Source organism: Bacillus tequilensis KCTC 13622, assembly GCF_000507145.1.
In the GTDB taxonomy this organism is placed as follows: Bacteria; Bacillota; Bacilli; order Bacillales; family Bacillaceae; genus Bacillus; species Bacillus tequilensis.
Window position 1 is genome coordinate 209,047 of record NZ_AYTO01000034.1, and the last position, 24,955, is coordinate 234,001.

Below are 24,955 nucleotides of genomic sequence, written 5' to 3' on the forward strand. Positions count from 1 at the left end.
TTTTTTTATCTGAAGAGGTTCAGTTTTAGCCTGTCTCAAAATACCGGGACTTAATATGTATGACCCTATAGGAATTGGAGTGGTCAAGCAGGAATTTCAATAGGGTAAATCTTAAACAATCCGATCAAAAGTTTATCATTTTGAATAAAAGTCATAAGGTGTAGGAAATTTGTAAAACAAATGACTGAAAAAACTAAGCAAAATAGAGCAGTAACTCACATGTTTACTGCTCTATTTTTTGTGCTTATAAGTTTTGCTATGGTATAAAGCTGCAAAAGTATCGCTGCTGTATCTCTTTTGTATTCATAAGAAGCTGCAGCCTTCTGCCGTACTTCTCGTGTTAAATGTATAGTTTTTTATATGTATAAAATCCTTTGAGTAACAGAAACCTAATGAAAAAGGTTTTCTGAAAGGAGGCGTAATATGATGAAGAAAAAGAAAAAAATTGAAAACAAAACGTCCTTGATTTGGAAAATGGCGATTGCATCTGCTGTTTCTTGGGAAGCGGCAAAACTAGTGGGTTCTAACCACCCGTATTTAGCGCCTCTATCCGTTATTTTATGTTTGCAAACCACTATAGATCAGTCGATTCGATTTTCTCTTCATCGTATTGCGGGAACTGCAGTTGGAATCCTTTTAACAGCCTATCTCGTTAGTCATTTACATATCAACGGTTGGATGTTGGGTCTATTAATATTAGGCGGGACTTACATTGCAAAGTGGTTAAGATTAGATGAAACTGTTTTACATCAGGTAGCCCTCACCATTTTATTAGTATTTACGTTTGAAAGAAACTCTAAAGATTATGCACTTGATCGGATAGTCGATACGTTTATTGGAGTAATCATCGCTATTCTGGTTCATATGCTGCTTTTTCCGCCAGACTTTACAAAAAAGGCAGCGGAATCTTTTCAAACATTAGCCCAACAGCTTTCTGACATGCTTTTAGAACTTTCCAAATGGATTCAATTAGAGTGGGGACAAGGAAAAGGGAGCATAATGGAGTATAAAACGAACAATCTCCTGCAGGAGTTGCATACGGCAAAAGAAATATTACAAACGGCCTCAAAGAGCTTAAAATTCAACCCAGTCAGTAAAAAGCATAAAATCATCCTTTCAAGATATCAAATAGAGATGCAAAAGATGAATGCAGGATATGAGTATGTATCCAATATAGTGAAAACGTTAAAAGATTGGGAAAAAGAAGGGGTTCTATCTTCAAGTGACAAACTGGAGTTGAGCAGTAATTTAAAAGTTTTAAGTGAATGTTTTGAAGATTTTAAAGGGATAGAACAAGGTGAAATAAACAATAGGAAACAGAAGGAACAGAACATGTTATTGGCATCTCTCCGTTCAAACATGCTGTTATATCCACCGCCTAGTCATAAGGTCTATAAAGACTCTTTTTTTTTAGAAACAATGAAATTGCTGAGAAATTTATAATATTTCCCTGAAAAAAGAATATGGATATACAGATGTAGATATAACTTGGTAAAAGCGGGGAAATCAAATGGATGATATGCACAGAATTTTGGATGCAATCTCTAATTGCAAGGATGTTAAGGTGCTGGCGACCATAATTAAAGTAGAGGGGTCCGCTTATAAGAAAGAAGGGGCCTCCATGTTAATTTTAGGGGACAAAACAAGAGTCGGAATGTTATCCGCCGGTTGTCTGGAAGAAGATCTTGCTGAAAGGGCAGAGCAGGTCTGGGCTGCGGGAGAGCCGTTGATTGTCCGCTTTGATATGAGTGAGGAGGACGATTTATCCTGGGGGCAGGGCGTTGGCTGTAATGGTGTTTTGACGGTGTTACTTGAGCCTGTAAAAGGGGAATTGGAACGAAATCTGATGACAGCCAAGACATGCTTAGATGAAAAAAAGTCTGTGACCCGAGTGAAACGATTCACTGAAACGTTAGAACCGAAGGAAGATCTGTATATAGCTGAAGACGGCAGAGTGTTTGGAAGCATGGGTGTTATGGAACAAGGGTGTATTCAAAAACTGAGACAGACGGAAAAGGGAATCAAACGAGTTGAACATACATCTGATTTATTTTTTATCCAGCAGATGGTCCCAAAACCTTGTCTATACGTCTTCGGAGCAGGAGAAGATGCGAAGCCGCTAGTTTCGTTGGCAGCTCGTGCGGGCTTTCATGTGACGGTGATTGACTGGCGTCCCGCTTTATGTCATCACGGCCATTTTCCTGAAGCCGGCCAATTGATAATAGGAGCACCGGAAGAAGTCATGGAAGGCCTGAGCATGACCAAAAGGGATTTTGTAGTCATTATGACGCACAGCTTTCAAAAAGATCAGATCATTTTACATACATTTAAAAACGAGAATGTGTTTTATAAAGGTGTATTAGGCCCCAGAAGGCGCACCGAGCGGCTATTAGGCGGAGCTGAGATCCCTGCGGATATTCATTCCCCCATTGGGCTTCCCATCGGGGCACAAGGGCCTGAGGAAATTGCTGTAAGTATTGTTGGCGAGATGATTAAAAAAATGCGAAAACAAAGGTCTGCTTCATGAAAACAGCGGCCATATACCTGGCAGCGGGTACAAGCAGACGTATGGGGACGGATAAGCGCAGTTTATTTCTCAATGGCGTCTCCCTCGGAAGTATGGCGCTTAAACATGCCCTGTTATCTGAAGTAGATCATATTTTTGTTATAACGAGAAAGGGAGATTCACTTCATTGGCTTTCGGATTTTTTCTTTTTACCTCCTATCTCAAATAAGTGGAGCCAGGCAGAATGTGAGCAAGCGGGTAAGGGCCTGGGCCACTCTATACAATGCGGGGTAAAAAGAGTTGTAGAGTATGAGGCTGATGCCGTTATCATTCTCCTTGCAGATCAGCCGTTTGTCACCGCAGATATCATCAATACGTTAATTGATTCCTATCAAAGAGAGCGCCGCTATTCATTTATAGCTGCCGAAAATCAACATCTTCCTATGCCCCCTATATTATTCTCAAATCAATATTTTCCAGCATTGCATCAATTAAAGGGAGATCAAGGCGCTCGGCATGTCATCCGTGAAAGGATGATAAATAGGGGAAAATTAATCGACTTTCAAGACCCTTCGCTTTTTTATGACGTAGACACGGTTGAAGATTATACTTTCCTGCTGAATAAATTCGGGGAGTGAATGAGTTGGAGTATATCGGGAAAAGTGTGATTCGGAAAGAGGCACTTGAAAAAGTGACGGGTAAGGCGAAATATACTGATGATTTACATGAAACAGGCACATTACACGCAAAAATGCTGATCAGCCCATATGCTCATGCCGATATTGTGTCTATTGATTTTTCAGAAGCTTGGAAGATTCCCGGAGTGAAAGCGATATTGGGCGATGAACCTTTTCCGCTTGCAGGTGAAGAAATTAAAGACAGGCCGCCGATTGCTTATAAAAGGGTCAGGTACCACGGGGAGCCGGTTGCTGTTGTTGTTGCGGAAAATCCAATCATAGCTAAAAAGGCAGTGGATGCCATCAAAGTGTCCTATGAACCTCTTCCCGTCGTCAATTCCCCACGTGAGGCCTTCCAAAAGAATGCTCCCCTCGTCCATGAACATGTGGACCGCTATGAGAAGAAGGAAGGTGTGTATCCCGTTCCGAAGACAAATATCGCAAACCTGGATAAAATCAGAAAAGGAAATATTGAAGACGGGTTTAGGGAAAGTGATGTGACAGCAGAGTTTCAAATTTCTTTTCATCCTTCTGATCACGCCGCCATGGAAACAAGATGCTCGATTGTTGAAATTCGGGCGGATGAGGAGATTATCATTACCACATCCTCTCAAGCTCCTTTTGCCATTAAAAAATTAATGCAGTGGTATTTTGGAATTGAACCCGGAAAGGTTATCGTCAAAACGCCTTTAGTAGGTGGAGCATACGGGGGAAAAGCAGCCGTTCAGTTAGAGATTATTGCATATTTGGCATCAAAAGCAGTTGGTGGCCGGCCCGTCAAATTATTTAATTCGAGAGAAGAGGATATGATCACATCTCCTGTTCATATAGGATTGGACGCCATTGTCAAATTAGGGGCAACAAAGGATGGAATCTTAAAGGCGGCGGACATTCAGTTTTTATTTGATGGCGGAGCATATTCTGATAAAGGCGTTGACATCAGCCGGGCTGGAGCGGTTGATTGTACGGGTCCATACGCAATCGATCATATATCGTGTGATTCATATTGTATGTATACGAATCATCCATATCCCAGCGCATTTAGAGGCTACAGTCATGCTGAAGTGTTATTTGCCTTTGAGCGAACGATGGATGTATTGGCGGAAAAGCTAGACATGGACCCGTTAGAACTCAGATATAAAAATGCCATTCGTCCTGGTGATACGACACCCACTCAAGTTCTTCTCAATTCAAGCACGGTCGGAAATGTACCAAAATGCATTGAACGATTGAAGGAATTAATGAATTGGGACGAGGGACAGAGAATTGAAATTGATGATCGGAAGGTACGGGCAAAGGGAATGAGCTGTATTTGGAAAACGTCGACATTTGATACAAATGCAACATCTGGGGTGATTTTAACCTTTAATCCTGATGGAAGCATTAATTTAATGTCAGGGGTAGTGGAAATTGGAACAGGGACAAAAACAGTGTTAGCCCAAATCTTAGCGGAACGAATGAAAATGGATATCAATAAAATTCACGTGAAAATGCTTGTAGATACACAAACAACACCTGAGCACTGGAAAACGGTAGGCAGCAGAGGAACGCTAATGGGAGGAAGAGCTGTATTACATGCAGCGGATGAAGCCATTCGAAAGCTTAAGGACGTAGCATCATGTGTGTTAAGAGTTCCTGTCGAGGAATTAGAAGTGGCTGATGGAAAGGTGTATTTTTTAGATCATCCAAATGTACATGTTGAAATAAAAGACATTGCTTACGGATATACGTTTCCAAATGGAAATACCATTGGCGGCCAAATCATTGCAAGCGGCAATTACACATTAACCCGGATGACTCATTTAGACCGGGAAACAGGAAAAGGAAAGCCGGGACCCGAGTGGGCTGTAGGTGCTCAGGGAATTGAAGTGGAGTTAGATAAACGGGATTATACGTATCGAATTACAAAAGCCTATTCTGTTGTGGATATAGGAACCGTCTTGAATGAAAAAGCGGCAAGGGGTCAAGTGATGGGGGCGATGAGTATGGGAATTGCATTTGGAGGAAGAGAAACCTTTGTATTCGATCCATATGGAAGAGTATTAAATCCTCAGCTTAGAACATACAGACCCCTTCGCTATGGAGAGCAGCCTGAATATATCATTGAATTTGTTGAAACCCCGCATATGATTGCGCCTTATGGGGCACGCGGCGGCGGGGAACATGGCTTGTTGGGGATGCCTGCAGCTCTAGGAAATGGCCTTTCTGCCGCGTTAGGTGTCCAATTGAATCATCTTCCTCTTATTCCTGAACAATTATGGAGGGCGCAAGAGGGGTGGAAAGATGATACCATTTGATTTTGACTATTTTAAACCGAAAACAATTCAAGAAACAATCAATCTATTTCACTCTCTTGCGGCTGGAAAGAAAACACCATTGTATTATTCCGGCGGTACAGAAATTATAACGTTAGGAAGGTTGAACCTCATCTATACGGATGCAGTTATAGATATGAACGCTCTTCCAGAATTTCATGCCATCCGTTTTGATGAAAACTACCTAGTGATCGGAGCAGGTGTGTCATTAACGAAAGTGGAGGAAGAAAATCCGTTTCCGTTATTAAGTCAAACAGTAAGTGAAATTGCGGATCGGACGGCTCGAAACAAAATCAGCCTGGGGGGAAATATTTGCGGGAACATCTATTACCGTGAGGCCGTTTTGCCGTTGTTAATTTCCGATGGTTTAGTAGGGGTTGCAGGGAGAGCAGGGCTTCGTTACCATCCTATTAATAAAGTATTTAACAAGGAACTACAATTACAAAAAGGGGATTTTTTATTCCATATCCTTATAGACCGAACATATGCGGACCTGCCATTTGTCAGTATCAAAAGAAGACAACAGTGGAATGTCGGGTATCCATTGGTGACAGTTTGTGCACTAAAAAAAGATGATGAGATTAGAATGGCCTTCAGCGGTGTCTGTCCATTTCCTTTTCGTTCTGCTGAAATGGAGGCTGTGCTTAACGATAAAAGCTATTCATTAGAAGATAGAGTGCGCAGGTCTTTGCAGTATGTACCCAAACCCGTTCTTGATGATTCAGAAGGATCAAGTGAATATCGGATATTTGTCTTGCAGCATACAATCTTAGATGCCTTACAAGAATTAGAAGGAGGTTCCAATGTCTGATTCTATTACGTTGAAAGTAAATGGCGAGGAAAGACAGATTTCTGTCAGACCGGCAGATACTTTGTTATATGCTCTTCGTCTTCGCCTTGGATTAACTGGTTCAAAGCCAGGCTGCTTAAATGGGGATTGCGGCGCCTGTACGGTATTAACGGACGGGATACCGATGAAATCTTGCTTAATGCTTGCGGCAGAAGGGGAAGGAAAGGACATTACGACAATTGAAGGCCTTATCAATACGCCGATTCAAAAGGCTTTTATTGAAAAATTTGCGTTTCAATGCGGTTATTGCACATCAGGTTTTCTCATGAATTGCCATGCTTTAGTCAATACTGAGCCGAATGCTAGTGATGAAACGATTAAAGATTGGCTGGAGTCCAATATTTGCAGATGTACCGGTTATAGGGAGATTGAAGAAGCGGTTAAATCTGTTTTACATGCAGCGAAAGGAACTCATTAGCCCGTAACACGCCTGTTACGGGAAAACTGTATTAAATGGGGAAACAACCCGATACTTCAATTGAAGAAATGAAAAGCCATTATTCATGTAAAAATGTGCTCTTTTATATTTTTAAAACTTAGGCCTTGATAAACGGTGTTTGACTAGACTATGACAGCTAAAGGTGTATTGCTCTCCTCTGTGTTTATCAAAAAATGCATGAAAGGAAAAAACAATTCAGGGGGAATGCTTGAATGAATTTGAAAAAAGGCGTAATCATAATTCTTACTGCAGTGACTTTAAGTTTAGGTTTGGTTACTCCATTTACTAAAGAACACTGGGAAGCATATCATCAACTATCTGACCGGAATCAAACATGAAAGTTGATTAAACCCTCTAAAATGGAGGGTTTTTATTGGATTGGTGCACATTTGACAATTGAGTCAAAAGAAATGTTTTTTTAAAGCAGAGAAACAGACAATACTGCACTGCAATTTACATTTTCGGTGTGGCCGAATAACCTTTTAATACTCGTTCAATCAAAAAAGCTAAGAAAATTATCTGAGGACTTTTGCAAAGCTGAAATTCAGACAAACAGAAAAATGTTATGTGGACTTTATCGTTGTTTGTATTAGCACATATAGGTGAAAATAAAGAATGACTAACCTCGTTTGTTATGCTATGTAAATGTTTAAGAGCCATTTAGGAGCGAAGAATTTTGATCATTCATCATATAAAAGTGTCATCCGATGTATTGGATGACCTGTTAACAAAGGTCCGTGAAATTCAACTTGCAAAAAACGATTATAGGGTCGGCGATAAATTGTTCATTCGTGAGTCAAACGGTGATCGAACAAAACGTTACATAGAAGTAGAAATTATAGAAGCATCTAGTGCAAATATAGCAGGAGTTATGAATATAGGTTTTATGAGAATTCATAAAGGAACTTACAAAGCAGCTCTTTTTAAATGATTGTTTTACATTCTTTTAAGCACGTCCATTTTTATGTTCAATATAAATTTTCCTGATTTCGCACACTCTTTTAATAAGTGCATAGGATACTATCACAAAAATTTATAATTGTGGGGATCAAAAACATGTACTATATACCTTTTTCGCCTCAATGTTATTATTATGTGACTGTACCGATGTATAATGATGGAAGATCTGTTTATTGGACTGCTCCAAATGAGATGGATCCTGCAAACAGATGTGATGAGTTGCGCTCTTCATACGAAGATAGAAACCCTCTCTTAAAGGATTATGGACCAAAACCATTTGTTGTTAATATCAATAAAGCCACAAAACAAAACAATACATTCCGTACGGCTTTATGGACAGGAAAACATTTTCAAATTACGTTGATGAGTATCGGTATTGGAGAAGATATTGGCTTGGAAATCCATCCTAACGTCGATCAGTTCTTACGGATTGAGCAGGGTCGAGGAATCGTTAAAATGGGAAAGAGCAAAGATAATTTAAATTTTCAAAGAAATGTCTACGATGATTATGCCATTGTTGTACCTGCTGGCACTTGGCACAATGTGATAAATACAGGTAATACGCCATTAAAACTATACTCCATTTATGCTCCTCCCAACCATCCATTTGGTACGGTGCATGTGACCAAAGCAGATGCAGCGGCTGCGGAAGGTGAGCGTGAAGATTCTGCGGAATTTTGAGCAATCTGGAGTGACGCATGGGAAGAAGCAGGATCACTATGTTTCTGCCAGTAGAGGATCGAGAGTGGTGCGTGAACCACTAGCAGAGCAAGTTTCTGAGTGAATGAGCAGCCCGGTACAATCGGCTTCTGAGTTATTTTGGTATGTACAATCGTCAGAAATGGTAATTAATCTAACAGCTCAAAGACATTCATTTTTGTTTAACTATATACCCCTAAGGGTATATAGTTATTTTGTGAATAACAAAGCGTTAATAGGTGGTGTGGATAGAATTAGTTATTTTGTTATTATTACATTCCTGCTTATTTTTCTTATTGTCATTACCATGTACAGACGTTATTATCCTGTAACAGGGGATTCACAAAGAAGAAATAGAGATGATTAACATGATAATATTAGATATTCGCCATTATAACGATGTGCCCAATTTTTCGGATGATAGAATGTTACACATTCCCTATGATTGAACAATCGTTCAATCTGTAAAACTGTCTTGTTGCATTTCCTGCGAGTGTGTCAGCGGCAACACTCGTTATGCTTCCAGCTGTCGTTATAATGATATTCAATAGAGCTTATTAGTATGTAAAAACTGATTTTCATAACTCTTTCATCTAAAAGAAACTTTAGTGAAAATAGAGAAAAGCCGGAATGTCCGATCCGGCCTTTGCTAAGTTATTTCCCCTTCGCCTTCTTCCGCTTCTCCTTCTCCGCCCGATAAAACTCATGAAACATTTTCATCAGCGCCCGCTTTTCAATCCGTGATACATAGCTTCGCGAGATACCGAGTTCTTTGGCAATTTCACGCTGCGTTTTTTCCTTCTTCAAATCAAGCCCAAACCGCCCGACAATGACTTCCTTCTCACGATCATCCAAAATGTCAATGTATTGCTTCACTTTTTCAAGCTCCATATTGAGCTGGATCGTATCAATCACGTCTTCATTTTCTGATTTTAAAACGTCAATCAGGCTTATTTCATTCCCTTCCTTATCCTGCCCGATCGGATCATGAAGGGAGACGTCTTTTTTTGTTTTTTTCAATGCACGCAAATGCATGAGAATTTCATTATTCATTACAAAAGGGGGGGGGCGCAGATTTCACGTCACTGATAAATGTTGAGTCAGCTTCCTGTAATAAATGCTCAAACGTTTCTTAGCAAATGGCTGTATTTTCAATTGCAGGTGATTGTATGTACGAAAGATTAATATTACGCAACATGAAAGTGGGAATGCAAAAGTGCATACCATGTTCAAAGCATATGTTATAAATTCCGCTGTGCTTAAGTGCGAAGCTTTAACAGGTTTAAATATCTAAGTATTATGATTTTAACACACATCTGGATTTCTCTAGAAAAGTAAAGGTCTTTAGGGATTTATGTCAAAATAATAGGAAATACCTTATGCAACAAATAGGGAGTTTGTTTGCTTAATAAGGAGGGGGAACTATGAAAAGAAATATTCACATATTGGGAGCCTCTGGTGTCGGAACTTCCACCTTGGGTGTTGCATTATCAAAGCGTTTGCCTCATACGCATCTTGATACTGATGATTACTATTGGAAAGATAAATTCACTAAAAAAAGAGAAATTCCTGAAAGAAGAAAGTTGCTTGAAAAAGACTTAACAATAAATGAGAAATGGATTCTTTCTGGCGCAGTGTGCCGCTGGGGTGATGATCTAAAAAGTTATTTTGACCTTGTCGTCTTCTTATGGATTCCACAAGATATACGGCTTGAGAGATTAAGGCATAGGGAATTTAAGCGTTATGGAAATGAAGTGTTAGCCGGCGGCAGTAAATATGAACAATCAAAAGCATTTTTAGAGTGGGCTTCTTTATATGACACTGCTGGAATGGAAGTTAGAAGTAAAGCATTACACGAACATTGGATGGCAGATTTATCTTGTCCAGTGTTAAAAATTGAAGGCGATTGCTCAGTCAGCGAAAGAGTTGACCGTGTCTTGGATTATCTGAATTCTAATTAAACTAACGGACTGTATAAGAAAGGAAATTCAAAACTCAAGGACAGTTCCAGTAATGGCATTTAAGCTGAGCATGTTTTTTATACCGCTATCAGTTTGCTTACTGCAGTGATTTATTTTTGGTGGCTTCCCCACAACATAGTAGACTTTGTTGTTCGTAAGGAAGTTTTGGTTCAGTTGCAAGAAACCGAACACCAACGATTAAATACACCCTTAAACCTGTCCAGCTAGCGCTTAGCTGGTACCATTGAGTGGAAAAGCCATTGCGGATCCTATTTTTTGGTGTAATTACTTGTAAATTATTAAAATTGCAAGTAAGAGGGGCAAGGGAAATAAATGGACTTAAAGGAGTTTAATCATGAAAATGAATGATAAGATGAAAGGAGTTCAAAGAAAATATAGAGAAGAACTTAAAAAAAAGAAACAAGAGCATGAAGATGATAAAAATTATATTAAAGAAACAATGATTGTCGTAACGATAATTGTATTGTTTATTTTTTTCACTTATACCTTGCAAGGTTTTTAACAAGAAAATCCCTCCTTCCCATTTCATACTGACCGGTTTTCTTCATAATAGGTGTATCCCTTTGTATCCCCAATGAAACGGATTGTTAAACGGAGCTTGCTTGTTGGGGGGGGGCAAGTGTTGACAACCCTATTACTGATTAATGAAAGAAGGAGTATAAAACCTGTATCAATGATGTTACTAAATATCTGCGACACAGGTTTTATATGTAGATAACTAATATTCTTATTTAACATGCATTTTTTTATTATGCAATCGTTCATTCTATTTCTGCTTTCAATTTTTCGAACCATTCTAAATTAACCAAGTGATGTGAACGGGAATTTTCGTTCATACGGCGAAAGTAATTGATTGTGCCGGGAATTTCTTGAGTGATGGACAGGTATTCATCAAGGAGCTCGATTCGAGTTTTAGTCTGATCGATTTGTGATTGGATCAGATCCAGTAATTTATTTTTGTCGAATTCATCGGCAAAGAGTAACGCCCCATAAAATTGCAGGTTCACATATTCCGATTTGGTACCGTATTTGATCATTAATTTCTCGAATTCTGCCCTTCCCGATTCTGTGACGTTAAAGTTACGGATTTCACGCCCGCTGGTTGAGGGTTTCTGATGAATCTGTTCGATAAAACACTTTTCTTCAAGTTGCTGCAGATTGTAATAAAATGAACCTTTCGTGAAGTTAACAATGTATTTATAATGACGTTTTTCCATTAAGGCCAGAAGTTCATAGCCGTGAGCGCCGGGGTTTTGGATGAGCAGGCCAAGGATAAGTAAGGGAATTATGGTTTCATCACCTTCGCCATCCGCGCCTCAAATTCCGCGTACGTGATTTTGCCCGAAGCCAAATCCATACTATGAAGGTAAATCTGTTCTGTTTTAGAATAGCCACCCTTCACTTTCAGTGATTGCTCCTCTCCCGAAATAGGTTTCAGGATATGGCACTTTTTCGAAAAAGCCTCGAAATAGCGGTAACCGAATTTGCGTTGTGAAGCTGCGTCTAAATGAATGCCATCAGGATTCGCAGTCAAACCCGTTGCAGTAACAAAATAACAATTCGGTTGTTCATTAGCGAAACGCAGCAATTGTTCATTAACCTGTCGAAATTCGGTCGCATGCTGTCCAAAACCAGTCTTCCCAAGGAAGTCACCAAGCCCTCCAATCATCAACGGTACCTCATCAAGTTTCAACTCGTTTCTTAGCGTCTCGATGATAAGGGTTAATTTCTCGTAATAAGTTTCATGCAGCGAACGATAACTATCACTCTCACCCTGGTGCCAAAGGATTCCGCAAATTTGACTGGATCGGAGGGCGAAGCGGGATTCGGACAAAGCATGCTGAAAAAGGATGCCTTCCGGATGCCAGTCATTCAATGAACTGCCACCTTCCGCACAAGGGATCAAGCCAATTTCTTCATCGGGATGAGCTTTCGACCATGCATCTGCAAAAGATGCCGCCAGGCCAACGCCGGAAACCGGACGGTCGTAATTAATCGGCTCTGTCATCATCTGCCACTGTCCATTGCGCAGCATTTTTATTTTTTCGTTATAGATAGGATCTACTTCATTCAAAAATCCACGGCCCGCCATATTCGACTGCCCCAACATCAAAAAAGACTTTATCATCTGATTTTTCACTTCTTTACATCAATATTTGGTCTAATTAGACTATAGTCGATTCAGTTTGTCTTGTAAAGTTTTAACAAGGTATAGAGATGTATCTTTATATGGGTTATGACGGTAATACTCAACGGTATATCTCTGATAACTCAGGGTGGTTAACTACTTTGATATCACAGAAATCGGCGGCAGAAATCACCCGAGATTTTAGAAGGTGCTTAGCAGGAACTGTATCAAAAACTAACAAGAGGGCAAAATATGTAGACAACAGCGTTAAGGCAAAAAGTACTTAATAGCTTTACTGAAGTTTCCGATTTTGTGGCAAAACATGGCCCGTTGCCAGATAATTACATAACTAAAGGAGAAGCAAAAAAATTAGGATGGGAAAGCAAAAAAGGTAAAAGTAGCACCGGGTAAAAGTGTCGGGGGAGAGATATACAGAAACAGAGACAAACGTCTTCCTGAAGCTAAAAATAGAGTGTGGCGCGAAGCTGATATAAACTATACCACAGGTTACAGAGGGAATGACAGATTACTCTATTCGAATGATGGATTAATATATAAAACAACAGATCATTATAAAACGTTTGTTAAGATAAAATAATGGAGGACATAATTTTAATGAAAAAAATAGTTGTAGATGGAAAAGACTTTGAAAATAAAGAAGGATTACATGATGTATTAAAAGATAAATTAGACTTACCAGACTACTATGGGGAAAATTTAGACGCTTTATGGGATTGCCTTACAGGGTGGATAGAGTTGCCGCAAACTTTAGTTTGGAGAAATTTTGAGTCTAGTAAAAAGTTTTTAGGTTCATACGCTGATAATACTTTAGAAGTTTTACAAAGGGCTCAAAAGGAATTAGAAGATGAGTTTAAAATAATAGTAGAGTAGACTTTTTTGTGAATTTGAAAAGAGTACCTTAGCGGCATTACTTGGGTTCAAGAATGCTGCTGAGGTACCCTATTTTCATTAATGATGTTTATTTAGACAAAAGTAGGTACCCATAATAACATTTTACGATTCAAAAATTAAAGTGAAACTGAAGTATGATTGAAGTGAAAAAATCGTCATCTATATTTATTATGTAATGAACAAGTTTAGTTATTTTCATATAATAACATAAGCCCTCCTCATTGAGGAGGGCTTATAAAGTCACTCTTCTATATAAAGTCATTAAACAACAGATACTCTCTTTATATCAAAGATATCAATCTGCTTGGATTCTAGAATGTCTTGTAAATAATCTGGGCCGTGTTTTTCAGCTACTTGCAATTCTCCTTCGGATAGGTAAAGCCATTAGCCAAGTAACATTTTTGTTACTAAATTCAAATAGCTCTAAATCTTCCTCCCACAGAAATGGGGGAACGAACATAACATGTTTCATATCAGTTTCCTGATCATACAGACTAATCGCATCTTTAAAAATAACACCTAGTGCACAAGAGAAATTTGAGTTGATTATATTAAAGGCACAAGTTGATAAAACATTAGCATATATGTCTGAAGTTGACTCCATTGCAGCTACGATTTCTATCCGTAACGGAGTGCCATTCGCCTCTTAATTAATAGAATGATACGACAAGCCTAGAGTTGAATATGACGTGATACCTTCCTGAGGCTGGTCACTAACCGATAAAATATCTATGCTGCTATTCTCGTTATCATCCCAATATTTCGTTACTTTCGGTTTGCTCCAAAAGCTCCTAAAACTGTTCTAGCAATTACTTTATTTTCTTGTGTAACGCCCATTTGACAATCTCTCCTAATCACCCAAGTATAACCCTTTAGGACATTAAGTAATTCAGATTGATAAAGCTCTGGAATCTTGTTATTAGTTTAGGATTCGTTAACTTGAAAACCTGACCTGGAGTTAAGCTTTTTGTTAATTCTGCGAACTCCAAAAGGAACCAACATTTTTCGCGATTGAGGCTCTGTTCTTCCCTTTCTTTGAAGACTTTATTCCCGAACATATCGTGTCCAGTTATGCCCTTACCATTTGCTGAAGCGGAGCCTTATTGAAATAAAACAACGCCCCTTAGTAATTTCAGGGGGCTTCAAAACAAATAACATAACAATGTTCAATAAAGAAATTTGAGCTTTTCCTTATAGCTTAATATTATATTTCTCTTTAATGGTTCCCATGTATTTTTCTACTTTTGATTTATTTTCTGGGTGTCGTTCTACATATTGACTAACAATTTCATTTAAATATTTATAGAAATTTTCGTAATCTAATATGACTTCTACATTTTCTTCAACTGCTGGGTAATCGAAATAAAAAGCTATACCCTCATCTCCAAAGTAATCTTCTTCCCACTCTTCGTAGTCATCAGCAAATATACACCAGACATTCTCTATACCATAACCTTCTCCGTTGGAAAAATTCTCTAAAATTCGTATAAATCGTTCATCACCCATAACCTTAAAGAAATAATTAATTAATTCTTTATTTTTATTATCCATTTCATTTTCACTCCGAATTAATTAATTATTTACAGCTCTCCCGTAACGAGAAGGGCTTTCCACCTTTTAATATCGGAGAACGTATTAAAGAGCCTTTCTCCTCAAAAAGAAGGGGAAAGGCTTTATTCGTTTATTCCTCGTATAGTTTATTAACCAACTCTGTAAATGAATCACATATATGACGCAAAGCTTTATCAGGATCTTCATATGCAATCTCGTGATCCCAGAAAACTACGGACGGATTCTCTATATTCAGACGATAATCGAAGCAGATTTCGTTACCGAAAGGATCACAAGCAAAAGGAACTATCCCAGGAAGCATTCTTCCATCCTGATAATCTTCTAATACCTCTAAAGTAAAACTTGAACTATCCTCAGTTAGACCATGTAATCGATTAAAAACAGAACCTTTTGTATTTTTAAAGTCAAATATCTTTTTACTTGGGCGCGCCCCATTGTTGTTTAATATAGTTGTAACGTAATCGCTAGGGAACTTAATATCTAATGCCTTTTCGATTTTTTTAACAGTTGTTTCCCCAATAGGTTTTTCGGCAAATCTCCACTCTGTCATATTGTCCAGTTAAGAGATCCCTAATAAACCTGGAGTGATGTTTTCGATTCTGGCCCAATCAAAAAGACATTCGAGTTGCATTTGGTTATTGCACTTTATTTTTAATGAGCCATTACCATTAAGTTCACTAATTTCAAATTGATCAACAATATTATTTGTTCCGAGATTTTTTATCAGTAAATCCTGAACGCCTATAAAAGACATTTCTACATAAACAACATCCCACTTTCCCCAGCGTTTAGGTTTATTCTCAACAACTTCTTTTGTCATAAGACGCACAAATAAGCAGGGGCCATCTCTATTTAATTCAACATTCATTAATTCCGCGTCAGTAAAATTGGGCATACTCCCAAATATATTGATAATGGCTTGAGGATTCATGAATTTTTCTTCATTAATCATTTTAATGCTCCTTATTTCAATTATTTTCTGTTTCTTCTATCAAAGTAGTAATGGTCTTCCATACCATCTACTTTACCATTTCGTGTATTGTTTTCAGGTCTAACATTGTGATGGGAAGGTTGATTTCCAATGCCGCCCTCACCAAAATCATGGCCATGTGAGTGATCTTGTATTACAATTTTTTTGCCATTAATTTCGTAGGTTAATTCTCGAGTCATCACAGGTTGTTTTTTCTCATTAAGTATCCTATTACCGTTGCTGTCCGTTAGAGGAACCATTTTTTGACTAGCGGGTTGTTGCGTTCTGGGGATATTTAACTGTCGTTTGATTTCTCTTAGACTAGCACTTCTGGATTCATGATAATTTTTATTTGAGCCACTTGCAATGCCGCTGGTGGATTTAGACTTCGCATTTAGTTTCCCACTTACCCCATGGACTCCAAACGGAACAAAAGCAGACAAGGCTAAATTAATACTATTTTGTCTTTGTTCTTCAGAAACTTTATTTCCGAGCATGTCACGTCCTGTTATAGCCTCACTAAAACCATTTGCAGAAGCAAGTCCATAAAGTCCTTTGCTGGAGTTTTGAAGAGCCTGGAATGTCTTAGGTGTTTTGTATACATCGAGAGCTTTGTCTGCTCTATACAATGCTTTACTTGTTGAATAAACAGCTTTTCCACCTTTAGCTAATTTACCTGCCCATCCTACGATAGGGATGTATCCTGCCGCAGCCATTGCACCGGCAGCGACCCGTTGTCCAGCAGCTAGCTTTTCTCCGGTAACAGGATCAACCCCATCAGCGGCTCTTTTATAATCATAATATCCAGAGACCTCTCCTGTAAAATTACAAACAGCATCCCAAGACTTTTCATACCATGGTCTGTTCGCCAGTTCTTCTTGTTCTTTTGCAATTTTTCTTTGTTCCGCCTGTTGGTCCTTAAAAGAGATGTAGTCTGTTGATTGTTTCTTAACATCCTCAGTCATCTTGTGAATATCACTGTCTCTATAAGCCTTCGCATTATAGTGAATAGGAGAGGCGCTTTTGCCTTTTGCTGTCGCATTCATTAAAGCTTGATAATCAGCTTGAATCATTTGTTCATTTGCTTCTGATAGTCCGTATTCTGATGTTAAGTTTTCGTCAACTTCATCCATTTCCTCAATGGCTTCTTTTCGTTTCTTTTCGGCAGACGAAAGTTCATCTTTAAAAGTTTCTGTTGAAAACAGATCCAAAGGCAGTATATCGTTGATATCATTTAATATATCTTTCATGGCTTTTTTCTGTTCAGACATGATGGATTTTGATTTGGTGTAGGCGTTAGCAAGCTCATGCGCTAAAAAGGTTTCTTCTATGTAGGCATCTGATAAGTTGGCGTCTTCTAAGAAACCAGGAATACTCGTTAAGAAAGAAATTTTCATCTCAATTAAATCAATCCATTGGTCAGCAATGCCAGCTTGATCTTCATAAAATGATTTGATGTTATTGGCGCCTTTACCTGAAAACTCGCTATCATCTAAATCTGCAACAGCTTTGAACGCTTTCTTTAATTTGACCATTTTACTTTTTAAATCTTTGTATTCCTTTGTTCGCTTTTCAGCCTCGGAGAGCAAGGTTTTGGCTTCAAATACTTTCATGGTCATATCCTTTCAATTTAATCATATAACAAAATATTACCATGGAAGAAAGAAGAAACGAACTTAAAATTATCTTGATTAATCATATCCAAGGGTACAGACGAAAAAGTTTGCGGTTTTTTTTGCGGTTCAAATACTTTTGAAAATATCAAAATAATACATAAAAAGGAATAAGGAGGGGGGCCTGTGAATCCGTTTTACCATTTGCATATGCTATAATCGATCAAAACCCAAAAGGGAGGTAATGAGTGGTGCTCTTCTTCGCCATACTCGCAGCAGTCATCATACCGCTCTCCTAATTAATCGAAACACAGGGTATTCCACTAACATAAATCTCTAATCTAAAAGTCCGAGTTCAATTTCTCGGCCCCACCTAACTCAGTTGCTGCCAAGGGGAGTAAATTATCTGAAGTGGCTGATGCTCTGGATTATTTAAGAAAAAATTTTTCTCGCGAAATAAAGTTATACGGACTAGCTAAAAAAGTAAACCCTAGCCCAACAGCTTTGTATCATCATTTTAAACAAGTGACAACCATAAACTCCGATCCAATACCAAAGAGCTGTACGTCTTCATGAAGCAAGGAGGTTGATTATCGGAAAAGATATGAGGGTTGCTGACGTTGCCTTTCAAGTTGGCCATGAAAGTCCTTCTTATTTTAATAGAGAGTATAGAAAGATGCTCGGAAAGCCCTCAAGGAAAAATCGTAAAGAGAATCTGAATTTATATAATATGCAGTCCAGATCAAGAAGCCGCATACAGATGCGGCTTCTATCAATTTATATTTAATAGAAAGTAACCTTAAGGACTTGCAGCCCTATCGCCGTATATAAACAAATTTAATCGCTCATAACATGTCATCAAACTTAGCATATTCAATATGGATTCCAATTTAGAAGTTTAAAAGCGATTGATGGGCTCATGAATATCTCTCACATCTACCGGACAGTGGGTGAGTAAAATACGTCACTATGCATATGCTGTATTTTTTCCCAGTTGGCGGGATTAGTTGTATCAGGTGAGCGGTGCTCCATAATGGCCTGATATAGGGCGGTTTTTTGTTCCAAATGGGCAATGTGCTGTTTGGCTTCTTCGAGCTGGGCGAGCGCATCTTCTTTATGCTCCATCATGAGTGTGTACCGTTGTGGAATGGTCGAATCTCCTTCAAGACAGAGATTCACGTACGTTTTAATGACTTCAATCGGCATCCCGGATTGCCTGAGGCATTTGACGCCAAACAGCCAGTTGATTGATTCTTCGTCGAACAAACGAATATTGTTTTTATTGCGCTGTACGCTCGGCACCAGGCCTTTATCCGTGTAAAAGCGCACCGCATGCTCGGTGAGTCCGGTTATCATCGCTGCTTCTTTGACTGTATGCATGTGTAATCCTCCTTTAGAAATTTTTTGGAAAAAGTGCTTGCCTTCGTGTTACACGAAGGTAATAAGCTTATTATAACGCAAACCAGCCGTAGCGGAATTTATTCTGCAGTGCCCGATTTTCGGGATGCGTGCCGTTTGTCGTTCTACATTTGAACAATAGGAGGAATTACAATGCAAACCGTAACTTTAAACAATGGAGTGAAAATGCCAATTATCGGCTTCGGTGTATACCAAGTCCCCGATGCTCAAGAATGTGAAAACGCTGTATATGAAGCACTGATGGCCGGTTATCGCCTGATTGACACCGCTTCCGGTTACCTAAACGAGGAAGCGGTTGGACGTGCAATCAAGCGGAGCGGCGTGCCGCGTGAGGAGCTATTCATTACGACCAAGCTCTGGATTCAGGATGCCGGCTATGAAAGCGCCAAAATAGCATTTTCCAAATCATTGAGTAAGCTACAGCTGGATTATCTTGATTTATACCTTATTCACCAACCATACGGCGATTACTACGGTGCTTGGCGTGCGATGGAGGACCTGTACCGCGAAGGCAAAATCAGGGCAATCGGAGTCAGCAACTTCCACCCCGACCGTCTAATGGATCTCATCCTGCATAATGAAATCGTGCCAGCCGTCAATCAAGTCGAAACACATCCATTCTACCAGCAAAAAGAAAGTGCTGCTTTTATGAAGGAGCAGGGAGTACAACACGAGTCGTGGGCACCGTTCGCTGAAGGACGCAATAACATGTTCAGCAACGAAGTATTGACTTCCATTGCGGAAAAATACAATAAATCTGTCGCCCAGGTCGTGCTGCGTTGGCTTGTTCAGCGTGAAGTCGTTACAATTCCAAAATCGGTGCGCAAAGAACGGATTGTCGAAAACTTTGACATTTTCGATTTTGAGTTGAGCTTAGAGGATATCGAACAAATTTCCACTCTTGATAAAGGAGAAAGTCTTTTCGGATCGCACCGAGATCCTCAAATTGTAAAATCAATAAGTGCTATGAAATTCGATCTGTAACTTTTGTTTGTATCGTGAAGTCATCACTCATGTATCCTTATATTTATGAATAAAGGACAGAGGGCGCTCTGTCCTTTATTATTTGCTAGGGCAGAGGAGATAATAGTGCAATATTCATTACCATTGTATGTAGGTAGAAATAAGAAAAAGCCGTTATGCAACGGCTAAAGGGAATGAGAACTAATGTTGTTTATCAAATCAAACAAGGAATTCATGAGTAGGCGCGATGGTTACATTCCGGGATGCTTCCTTCATTTTGCCATTAGACATAGATCCGAAAAAGGCAAGTCCAATTAAAACGGCGGACAAACTGATAAACAATTTAGATTTCGATATTTGCTTTTTAGTATATACACTATTTTTGGTAAGGATAGACCTACTGCTGTTCGCGCTACGCATATCATGTTGCACCTTTTATGATGAAAACATTTTCAGAATGTTTATGAATAGTATCATACTATAAGTAATTGAGGATTTTCACAGTAAGGTGCAACAGTAAAATGCGTGAATCGCCAATTTCATATGTTTAGTCCTTTTTTTTCATCATCTTTACAAATCTGAAAAAGTCATCATCATCCGGCAGGGGCTTGTCATCTTCACGTTCATTGCGATGCATATGCGGATCAGAGTGATGTTCATTGTAGAACTCTACGATATGGAATCCACACTTATTCACATAGAAGTTGATATTTCGCTTTTCGAAATAAGGTGTTACGGTTTCCCAAAGCACAGTATCCGGATACTGTGCTTCAATGGCTTTCCAAGCAGAAAGACCAATCCCTTGGCTGTGATATTCTGGAGATATATAGAATAAGTCTAGCGAATTATGATGGGTTTGGCTGTTGATACGTACTACTGCACCGCCGACCTTCTTACCATCCTGAAGAATTTGATATACCACTGCTCCGGGAGCATTGAAAGACTCCTGAACCTCATTGTCCGATGGAATCGGTCCATCTTCGCAATCACCGAACGTTTCAATCACGGCGATCGCAAATGCTTCTTGTAATTTTTTTTTGAATTCTGGCAGATCAGGCTCCTTTGCTAGTTCCAGAATAACTTTTGGTTCCTTTTTTGTTTTCATGATTGCTCACTCCTTCATTTGCTGACATATCGAGTCCAGTCGTTCAGTAAAACATTCCAGCTGTTCTACGAGCCCTTTTCACAAAAAGTGATTCCGTCGCTTTTTCTTCCGCAGTAAATTTGGCGTTAAAATACTTGCTGCAAGGGATTAGTCATTCTTCTCAAATTTTTCCTATCGCAAATCGCATAAAATAGTCGAATGTGTTGCCCTTGACTATAGGCATGTGCAAAAGATTCATTTTAGATTCGATCACGAGTTATGCATATTGAGTAAAGCTCTGGTGAATTTTCTGTCAGAGTTAGCCCAAAGAAGCACTAAATAATATAAAAGTTTAATACCCACTTCCGTCAACAACTAATTGGAAGTCCGTGCAATCTGGGAAAAGGGGTTATTTCTGAATTGATTTTTCCGAATGCAGCGGAGTTGCTTTGGGACTCCCGTTTACTTTGCCGTACGTCAGCTTGCGCCATATCAATTCCATCGGACCGTACTTAAACTGTTTCAACCACAATGTACTAAAGCTCATAAGCACGAAGTACACGGCCAGACTGAACATGAACGTGCCGACGGATTGAATATGATCCGCAAGCCCGAATCCGTACCTGAGGAACAAAACTGTTCCAATGATAGAGTGAAGCAGATAACAGGTCAATGACATCCGTCCGACTTTAGTGAATATCATCATAGGGCCTCGTAGCTGAGGAATGTACAGAAACAGCATTGCAAAAGTGCTCATATAAAACATACTTCCGGTTAAGCCGCCATTTTGACCCAAGACAGAGGAAGTGTCCGAAAAATTAAACATGTCTAGCAATATACTGCTTTGTGTTATTAGAAAAGCGATTGTGCTAATGATCCAGATACGTTTCCATATAGGCTTTTTCGCTTCCATATCTTTGAAAAATTCCATCTTAACAAAGTACACGCCCAGCAGAAACATGAGAAACATGGAATAGATCATATGGAAAGAGCTAGCAGCCATTGTGGCCATATCGGTCCACCGAGCGCTGATGGATTCTATGTAGGTAAGGCTGCTGTGGCTAAACAAAGTAAACTCTGAAAAATTCGGGTTTTTTTGCCCTGCAGGATTGATGACATTGTACAACATTGTGAAAACTGGAGTCAGGAATTGAAACACGATAAGTGCAATAATCCATCTAAGCACCGTTTTGGCTGTGCGTTTATAGAAGGCGAGTAACAGGAAGCCGCTTATGGCGTAAAAGGTTAATATGTCACCGACCCAAACAAAAGTGATGTGCAAAATGCCAAATATCAACAGGATAGATAACCTACGGGCAAACAGCTTGTTGGGACTATCTACCTTCTGCGCGGCTCGATCCATAAAGATCATAAACCCAACCCCGAAAAGGAAGGAGAATAACGTAACGAATTTCCCTTCGGCAAACCAGGAAACCAGATTGTGCAGTACGTCACCGGAAGTCATTTCGAATCCCTTTACTGAATCTACGATCAGAAAATAGTTGACAATCATAATGCCCAGCAAGGCAAATCCGCGTACGATGTCCAGAAAATGAACCCGTTCCTGCAGACTCACCGGTTGCCCGTATCCTTCTTTTTGTACAGTCATATCAACGCTCCTTTTCCATTTATCATCGCAATGTGTGGTTCGGATCTGAAAAACCTGAGCCTTACAATGGATAAATATAAAGACCGAATCTTAACAATTTATGAAGAGTCATCATTTTTTTAGAAAAGGTGACAAGTTTGTGGCGGACATCAGCTTTCATAAATTGTTAAGATTTACGTAGTATCTTATAACGTACTTAACTATGATCGATATATAGTAAGGACACACGAGAAATAACATCAAGAATCATGAGGTGAGAGAGACATGACCCATCGAATATTAGTCGTAGAGGATGATCAGGATATTGGCGATCTTTTGAAGGAATCCCTTATGCGTGCAGGCTACGAGGTGCTAAGAGCCAAGGATGGAAAGCGAGCATTGCAACTTGTGAATGACTCGCTTGATTTGGTTATTTTGGATATTATGATGCCAGGCATTTCGGGAATTGAAACATGTCAGCACATCAGGAAATCCTCTAACGTCCCGATTCTGTTTCTGACGGCCAGATCGAGTACACTCGATAAAACTGAGGGGTTACTCGTCGGCGGCGATGATTATATGACTAAACCATTCTCGGAAGAGGAACTTCATGCTAGAGTGATTGCTCAATTACGCAGATATACGATCTATCAGGAAAAGAAGGAGCAGGAAGAAACATTTCTTATCGGGGGCAAACTAAGAGTGAGCGAAGAATTTAATGAGGTCTGGAAAGAGGAGCAGCAAATCAAGTTGTCAGATCTGGAATATCGTATCCTGAAACTTCTGATGAGCAAACGCAACAAAATATTTTCTGCTCAAAATATATATGAGAGTGTGTGGGGACAGCCTTACTTTTACTGTTCCAATAATACGGTGATGGTGCATATTCGGAAGCTGCGCTCCAAAATTGAGGATGATCCGGCACGTCCGGTTTATATAAGAACTGAATGGGGAAGAGGATATCGATTTGGCGCATCGTAAATTTACGCTAACCAAAAAACTGGCTTTGCTGATCATGGTTGCTTCGATTGTGAGTGGTGTGATCTTTCTGACGTTGCAAAAGATCACAGATGATCTGATCGAGGGATATCTGAGTTCGGATGAGTATTATCACGAGGAATCAGCAAGATACATTCAAAAATTCAGCAAGTACGTTTCAGAAAATGAGTTGTCTACATCAGATAGAAAAGCGTTTGGCCAGTGGGTCAAAAAAGAAAATTACATTAACCTCACCATATTCAAGGATCAGGAGCTGCAATATGATTCCATTTATTCCGAATCGGATTATGGAAAGGAAAAGCTGACGCAGTACGCTCAAAATCATTCACATCCTGTCAAGTTTAGAGATGGTGAAGGACGAGTCATTATCGACGGTTTCTACTCTTCCCGATATTATAATCTGGCCTTTACATTGGATTTGCTCGGGGCAACCCTCATCTTTTTAATCATTGTTCTCTTTGGCATTCGCCAAAGTCTTCGCTACCTTAAAACGATTCACCAAGAGATTCATATTCTTGAAGGGGGCGAACTGGACTACGAGATGACGATAAAAGGGCATGATGAATTAGCGATGATTGCAAAGAGCATTGAGGATCTGCGGAAAGCTTTCCTGGACAAACTTAAAGCGATCGAGGAATTGCAAGCTGAGAGCCGCAGCCTGGTTACCGAAATGTCGCACGATATGCGTACACCGCTGACGTCGCTGATCATGAATCTGGAGTTTGCCAAAAAAGAGGGAGGCGAAGCGGGTACCAGTAAAGATCGGTATGTAGCCAATGCTTATGGTAAAGCATTGCAATTAAAAAGCTTGTCCGACAATCTGTTTGCGTATTTCCTGCTGGACAGGGAATATGAGGCCGATCTGGAGACCGTTGCAGTGAAAGAAGTGATCTACGATCTAATATCAGATCAGATTGCTATCCTTCATCAGGAGCATTTCCGGGTCCATATTTCAGGCGAGCTGCCGGAAACCTATATTAACGTGAATTTGGAGGAGCTTGGTCGTGTATTTGATAATGTGATGTCAAACTTATGTAAATACGCAGATCCGGAAGAAGAAATCAGCATCACGTTTGTATCGGATCAAGAGATATTTGAGATCCATGTTAGCAATACGATTAAACTTGCGGATATAACACCGGAAAGCAACGGCCTCGGTGAAAGAAGCATTGCGCGAATGATGTCCCGCATGCAGGGGCAGTTTCACAGTATACAAAAGAATTCTAAGTACTACATTGTGCTACGGTTTTGGAACACCAAGATGTAGGCTGAGAATAAA

General features: G+C 39.5%; 26 protein-coding genes and 6 pseudogenes. 18 read left to right on the forward strand and 14 right to left on the reverse strand.

The annotated features are described in order from the left end of the window. Nucleotides 1–55: 55 nt before the first annotated feature. From V756_RS1000000124820 to V756_RS0112565, 10 genes and pseudogenes are all read left to right on the forward strand, one after another. Nucleotides 56–161, forward strand: a pseudogene (locus tag V756_RS1000000124820) (oxidoreductase); the annotation flags it as partial. 265 nt (nucleotides 162–426) lie between these two features. Beyond that, on the forward strand, nucleotides 427–1,443 hold the full coding sequence (locus tag V756_RS0112520) for an FUSC family protein (protein ID WP_024714953.1): 1,017 nt from the start codon (nucleotides 427–429) through the stop codon (nucleotides 1,441–1,443). Between the two features lie 67 nt (nucleotides 1,444–1,510). Beyond that, nucleotides 1,511–2,527: an XdhC family protein gene (locus tag V756_RS0112525; RefSeq protein WP_024714954.1), complete on the forward strand. Its 1,017-nt coding sequence runs from the start codon at nucleotides 1,511–1,513 to the stop codon at nucleotides 2,525–2,527. After that, nucleotides 2,524–3,144 (forward strand): nucleotidyltransferase family protein, encoded by a 621-nt coding sequence (locus tag V756_RS0112530; RefSeq protein ID WP_024714955.1) that lies wholly within the window; start codon nucleotides 2,524–2,526, stop codon nucleotides 3,142–3,144. Before V756_RS0112525 ends, V756_RS0112530 begins: the two co-directional genes overlap by 4 nt. A 5-nt stretch (nucleotides 3,145–3,149) precedes the next feature. Then, nucleotides 3,150–5,480 carry a xanthine dehydrogenase family protein molybdopterin-binding subunit gene (locus V756_RS0112535; RefSeq protein WP_024714956.1) on the forward strand — a complete coding sequence of 777 codons (2,331 nt, stop codon included), beginning with the start codon at nucleotides 3,150–3,152 and terminating at the stop codon, nucleotides 5,478–5,480. Then, on the forward strand, nucleotides 5,467–6,309 hold the full coding sequence (locus tag V756_RS0112540) for an FAD binding domain-containing protein (protein WP_024714957.1): 843 nt from the start codon (nucleotides 5,467–5,469) through the stop codon (nucleotides 6,307–6,309). Before V756_RS0112535 ends, V756_RS0112540 begins: the two co-directional genes overlap by 14 nt. Continuing rightward, entirely contained in the window at nucleotides 6,302–6,766 is a 465-nt protein-coding gene (locus V756_RS0112545) for a (2Fe-2S)-binding protein (protein WP_024714958.1), read from the forward strand. The genes V756_RS0112540 and V756_RS0112545 overlap by 8 nt, the downstream gene beginning before the upstream one ends. A gap of 233 nt (nucleotides 6,767–6,999) precedes the next feature. After that, a complete protein-coding gene (locus tag V756_RS1000000124435) occupies nucleotides 7,000–7,125 on the forward strand; it encodes a hypothetical protein (RefSeq protein ID WP_255210029.1) in 126 nt (41 codons plus the stop codon). Nucleotides 7,126–7,463: 338 nt separating this feature from the next. Then, the gene (locus V756_RS1000000124440) at nucleotides 7,464–7,718 is read left to right on the forward strand and encodes an ASCH domain-containing protein (RefSeq protein ID WP_050585657.1); all 255 of its coding nucleotides are present in this window, start codon (nucleotides 7,464–7,466) and stop codon (nucleotides 7,716–7,718) included. Between the two features lie 125 nt (nucleotides 7,719–7,843). After that, complete coding sequence (locus V756_RS0112565; protein WP_024714959.1) at nucleotides 7,844–8,428, forward strand: cupin domain-containing protein; 585 nt, start codon at nucleotides 7,844–7,846, stop codon at nucleotides 8,426–8,428. A 672-nt stretch (nucleotides 8,429–9,100) separates the two neighbouring features. On the opposite strand, the pseudogene V756_RS01000000122345 reads toward V756_RS0112565, so the two are convergent. Together V756_RS01000000122345 and V756_RS1000000123495 are read right to left on the reverse strand one after the other, a co-directional pair. Further along, a pseudogene (locus V756_RS01000000122345) lies at nucleotides 9,101–9,499 on the reverse strand (sigma-70 family RNA polymerase sigma factor); the annotation flags it as partial. Nucleotides 9,500–9,523: 24 nt separating this feature from the next. Next, nucleotides 9,524–9,665: pseudogene (locus V756_RS1000000123495) on the reverse strand (ImmA/IrrE family metallo-endopeptidase); the annotation flags it as partial. 205 nt (nucleotides 9,666–9,870) lie between these two features. On the opposite strand from V756_RS1000000123495, the gene V756_RS0112575 reads away from it, so the two are divergent. Continuing rightward, a complete protein-coding gene (locus tag V756_RS0112575) occupies nucleotides 9,871–10,407 on the forward strand; it encodes an ATP-binding protein (RefSeq protein WP_024714960.1) in 537 nt (178 codons plus the stop codon). A gap of 355 nt (nucleotides 10,408–10,762) precedes the next feature. Continuing rightward, the gene (gene ynzI / locus V756_RS01000000122355; protein WP_032682097.1) at nucleotides 10,763–10,930 is read left to right on the forward strand and encodes a small membrane protein YnzI; all 168 of its coding nucleotides are present in this window, start codon (nucleotides 10,763–10,765) and stop codon (nucleotides 10,928–10,930) included. Between the two features lie 259 nt (nucleotides 10,931–11,189). Here the strand turns inward: ynzI and V756_RS0112585 are convergent, their stop codons facing one another. After that, nucleotides 11,190–11,717, reverse strand: coding sequence for a PadR family transcriptional regulator (locus V756_RS0112585; protein ID WP_024714961.1), 528 nt, complete (start codon nucleotides 11,715–11,717; stop codon nucleotides 11,190–11,192). After that, on the reverse strand, nucleotides 11,714–12,556 hold the full coding sequence (locus V756_RS0112590) for a sialate O-acetylesterase (RefSeq protein ID WP_024714962.1): 843 nt from the start codon (nucleotides 12,554–12,556) through the stop codon (nucleotides 11,714–11,716). The genes V756_RS0112585 and V756_RS0112590 overlap by 4 nt, the downstream gene beginning before the upstream one ends. A 276-nt stretch (nucleotides 12,557–12,832) precedes the next feature. Between V756_RS0112590 and V756_RS1000000123500 the strand changes: the two are divergent. Then, nucleotides 12,833–13,154 (forward strand): annotated as a pseudogene (locus V756_RS1000000123500) (ribonuclease domain-containing protein); the annotation flags it as partial. Between the two features lie 17 nt (nucleotides 13,155–13,171). After that, a complete protein-coding gene (locus V756_RS0112595; protein WP_024714963.1) occupies nucleotides 13,172–13,447 on the forward strand; it encodes a barstar family protein in 276 nt (91 codons plus the stop codon). Nucleotides 13,448–13,729: 282 nt separating this feature from the next. Here V756_RS0112595 and V756_RS01000000122360 read toward each other — a convergent pair. The 5 genes and pseudogenes from V756_RS01000000122360 to V756_RS0112620 form a co-directional block, all read right to left on the reverse strand. Beyond that, nucleotides 13,730–14,305 (reverse strand): annotated as a pseudogene (locus tag V756_RS01000000122360) (suppressor of fused domain protein). Nucleotides 14,306–14,659: 354 nt separating this feature from the next. Next, nucleotides 14,660–15,019, reverse strand: a complete 360-nt coding sequence (cdiI, locus tag V756_RS0112605) for a ribonuclease toxin immunity protein CdiI (RefSeq protein WP_024714964.1) — start codon at nucleotides 15,017–15,019, stop codon at nucleotides 14,660–14,662. A gap of 130 nt (nucleotides 15,020–15,149) precedes the next feature. Beyond that, entirely contained in the window at nucleotides 15,150–15,590 is a 441-nt protein-coding gene (locus tag V756_RS0112610) for an SMI1/KNR4 family protein (RefSeq protein ID WP_024714965.1), read from the reverse strand. A gap of 9 nt (nucleotides 15,591–15,599) precedes the next feature. Beyond that, nucleotides 15,600–15,992: an immunity 50 family protein gene (locus tag V756_RS0112615; protein ID WP_014477420.1), complete on the reverse strand. Its 393-nt coding sequence runs from the start codon at nucleotides 15,990–15,992 to the stop codon at nucleotides 15,600–15,602. A 20-nt stretch (nucleotides 15,993–16,012) separates the two neighbouring features. After that, nucleotides 16,013–17,623, reverse strand: coding sequence for a T7SS effector LXG polymorphic toxin (locus V756_RS0112620; protein WP_024714966.1), 1,611 nt, complete (start codon nucleotides 17,621–17,623; stop codon nucleotides 16,013–16,015). Nucleotides 17,624–18,209: 586 nt separating this feature from the next. Here V756_RS0112620 and V756_RS1000000124450 point away from each other — a divergent pair. After that, nucleotides 18,210–18,410, forward strand: a complete 201-nt coding sequence (locus V756_RS1000000124450) for a hypothetical protein (protein ID WP_024714967.1) — start codon at nucleotides 18,210–18,212, stop codon at nucleotides 18,408–18,410. 149 nt (nucleotides 18,411–18,559) lie between these two features. On the opposite strand, the gene V756_RS0112630 is transcribed toward V756_RS1000000124450, so the two are convergent. Further along, nucleotides 18,560–19,003: a MerR family transcriptional regulator gene (locus V756_RS0112630; protein ID WP_024714968.1), complete on the reverse strand. Its 444-nt coding sequence runs from the start codon at nucleotides 19,001–19,003 to the stop codon at nucleotides 18,560–18,562. 171 nt (nucleotides 19,004–19,174) lie between these two features. Between V756_RS0112630 and V756_RS0112635 the strand changes: the two genes are divergently transcribed. Further along, nucleotides 19,175–20,026, forward strand: a complete 852-nt coding sequence (locus V756_RS0112635; protein ID WP_024714969.1) for an aldo/keto reductase — start codon at nucleotides 19,175–19,177, stop codon at nucleotides 20,024–20,026. 198 nt (nucleotides 20,027–20,224) lie between these two features. On the opposite strand, the gene V756_RS1000000123505 is transcribed toward V756_RS0112635, so the two are convergent. The 4 genes and pseudogenes from V756_RS1000000123505 to V756_RS0112645 form a co-directional block, all read right to left on the reverse strand. Further along, nucleotides 20,225–20,362, reverse strand: a complete 138-nt coding sequence (locus tag V756_RS1000000123505; RefSeq protein WP_081719879.1) for a hypothetical protein — start codon at nucleotides 20,360–20,362, stop codon at nucleotides 20,225–20,227. Between the two features lie 190 nt (nucleotides 20,363–20,552). Then, nucleotides 20,553–21,110, reverse strand: coding sequence for a GNAT family N-acetyltransferase (locus V756_RS0112640; RefSeq protein ID WP_024714970.1), 558 nt, complete (start codon nucleotides 21,108–21,110; stop codon nucleotides 20,553–20,555). 239 nt (nucleotides 21,111–21,349) lie between these two features. Next, nucleotides 21,350–21,580: pseudogene (locus V756_RS1000000124825) on the reverse strand (hypothetical protein). Continuing rightward, nucleotides 21,499–22,698 (reverse strand): DUF418 domain-containing protein, encoded by a 1,200-nt coding sequence (locus V756_RS0112645; protein ID WP_024714971.1) that lies wholly within the window; start codon nucleotides 22,696–22,698, stop codon nucleotides 21,499–21,501. The pseudogene V756_RS1000000124825 and the gene V756_RS0112645 overlap by 82 nt, the downstream one beginning before the upstream one ends. Nucleotides 22,699–22,962: 264 nt before the next feature. On the opposite strand from V756_RS0112645, the gene yrkP reads away from it, so the two are divergent. After that, the gene (yrkP, locus tag V756_RS0112650; RefSeq protein ID WP_024714972.1) at nucleotides 22,963–23,658 is read left to right on the forward strand and encodes a two-component response regulator YrkP; all 696 of its coding nucleotides are present in this window, start codon (nucleotides 22,963–22,965) and stop codon (nucleotides 23,656–23,658) included. Then, on the forward strand, nucleotides 23,645–24,943 hold the full coding sequence (yrkQ, locus tag V756_RS0112655) for a two-component system sensor histidine kinase YrkQ (RefSeq protein ID WP_024714973.1): 1,299 nt from the start codon (nucleotides 23,645–23,647) through the stop codon (nucleotides 24,941–24,943). The genes yrkP and yrkQ overlap by 14 nt, the downstream gene beginning before the upstream one ends. Nucleotides 24,944–24,955: the final 12 nt, after the last annotated feature.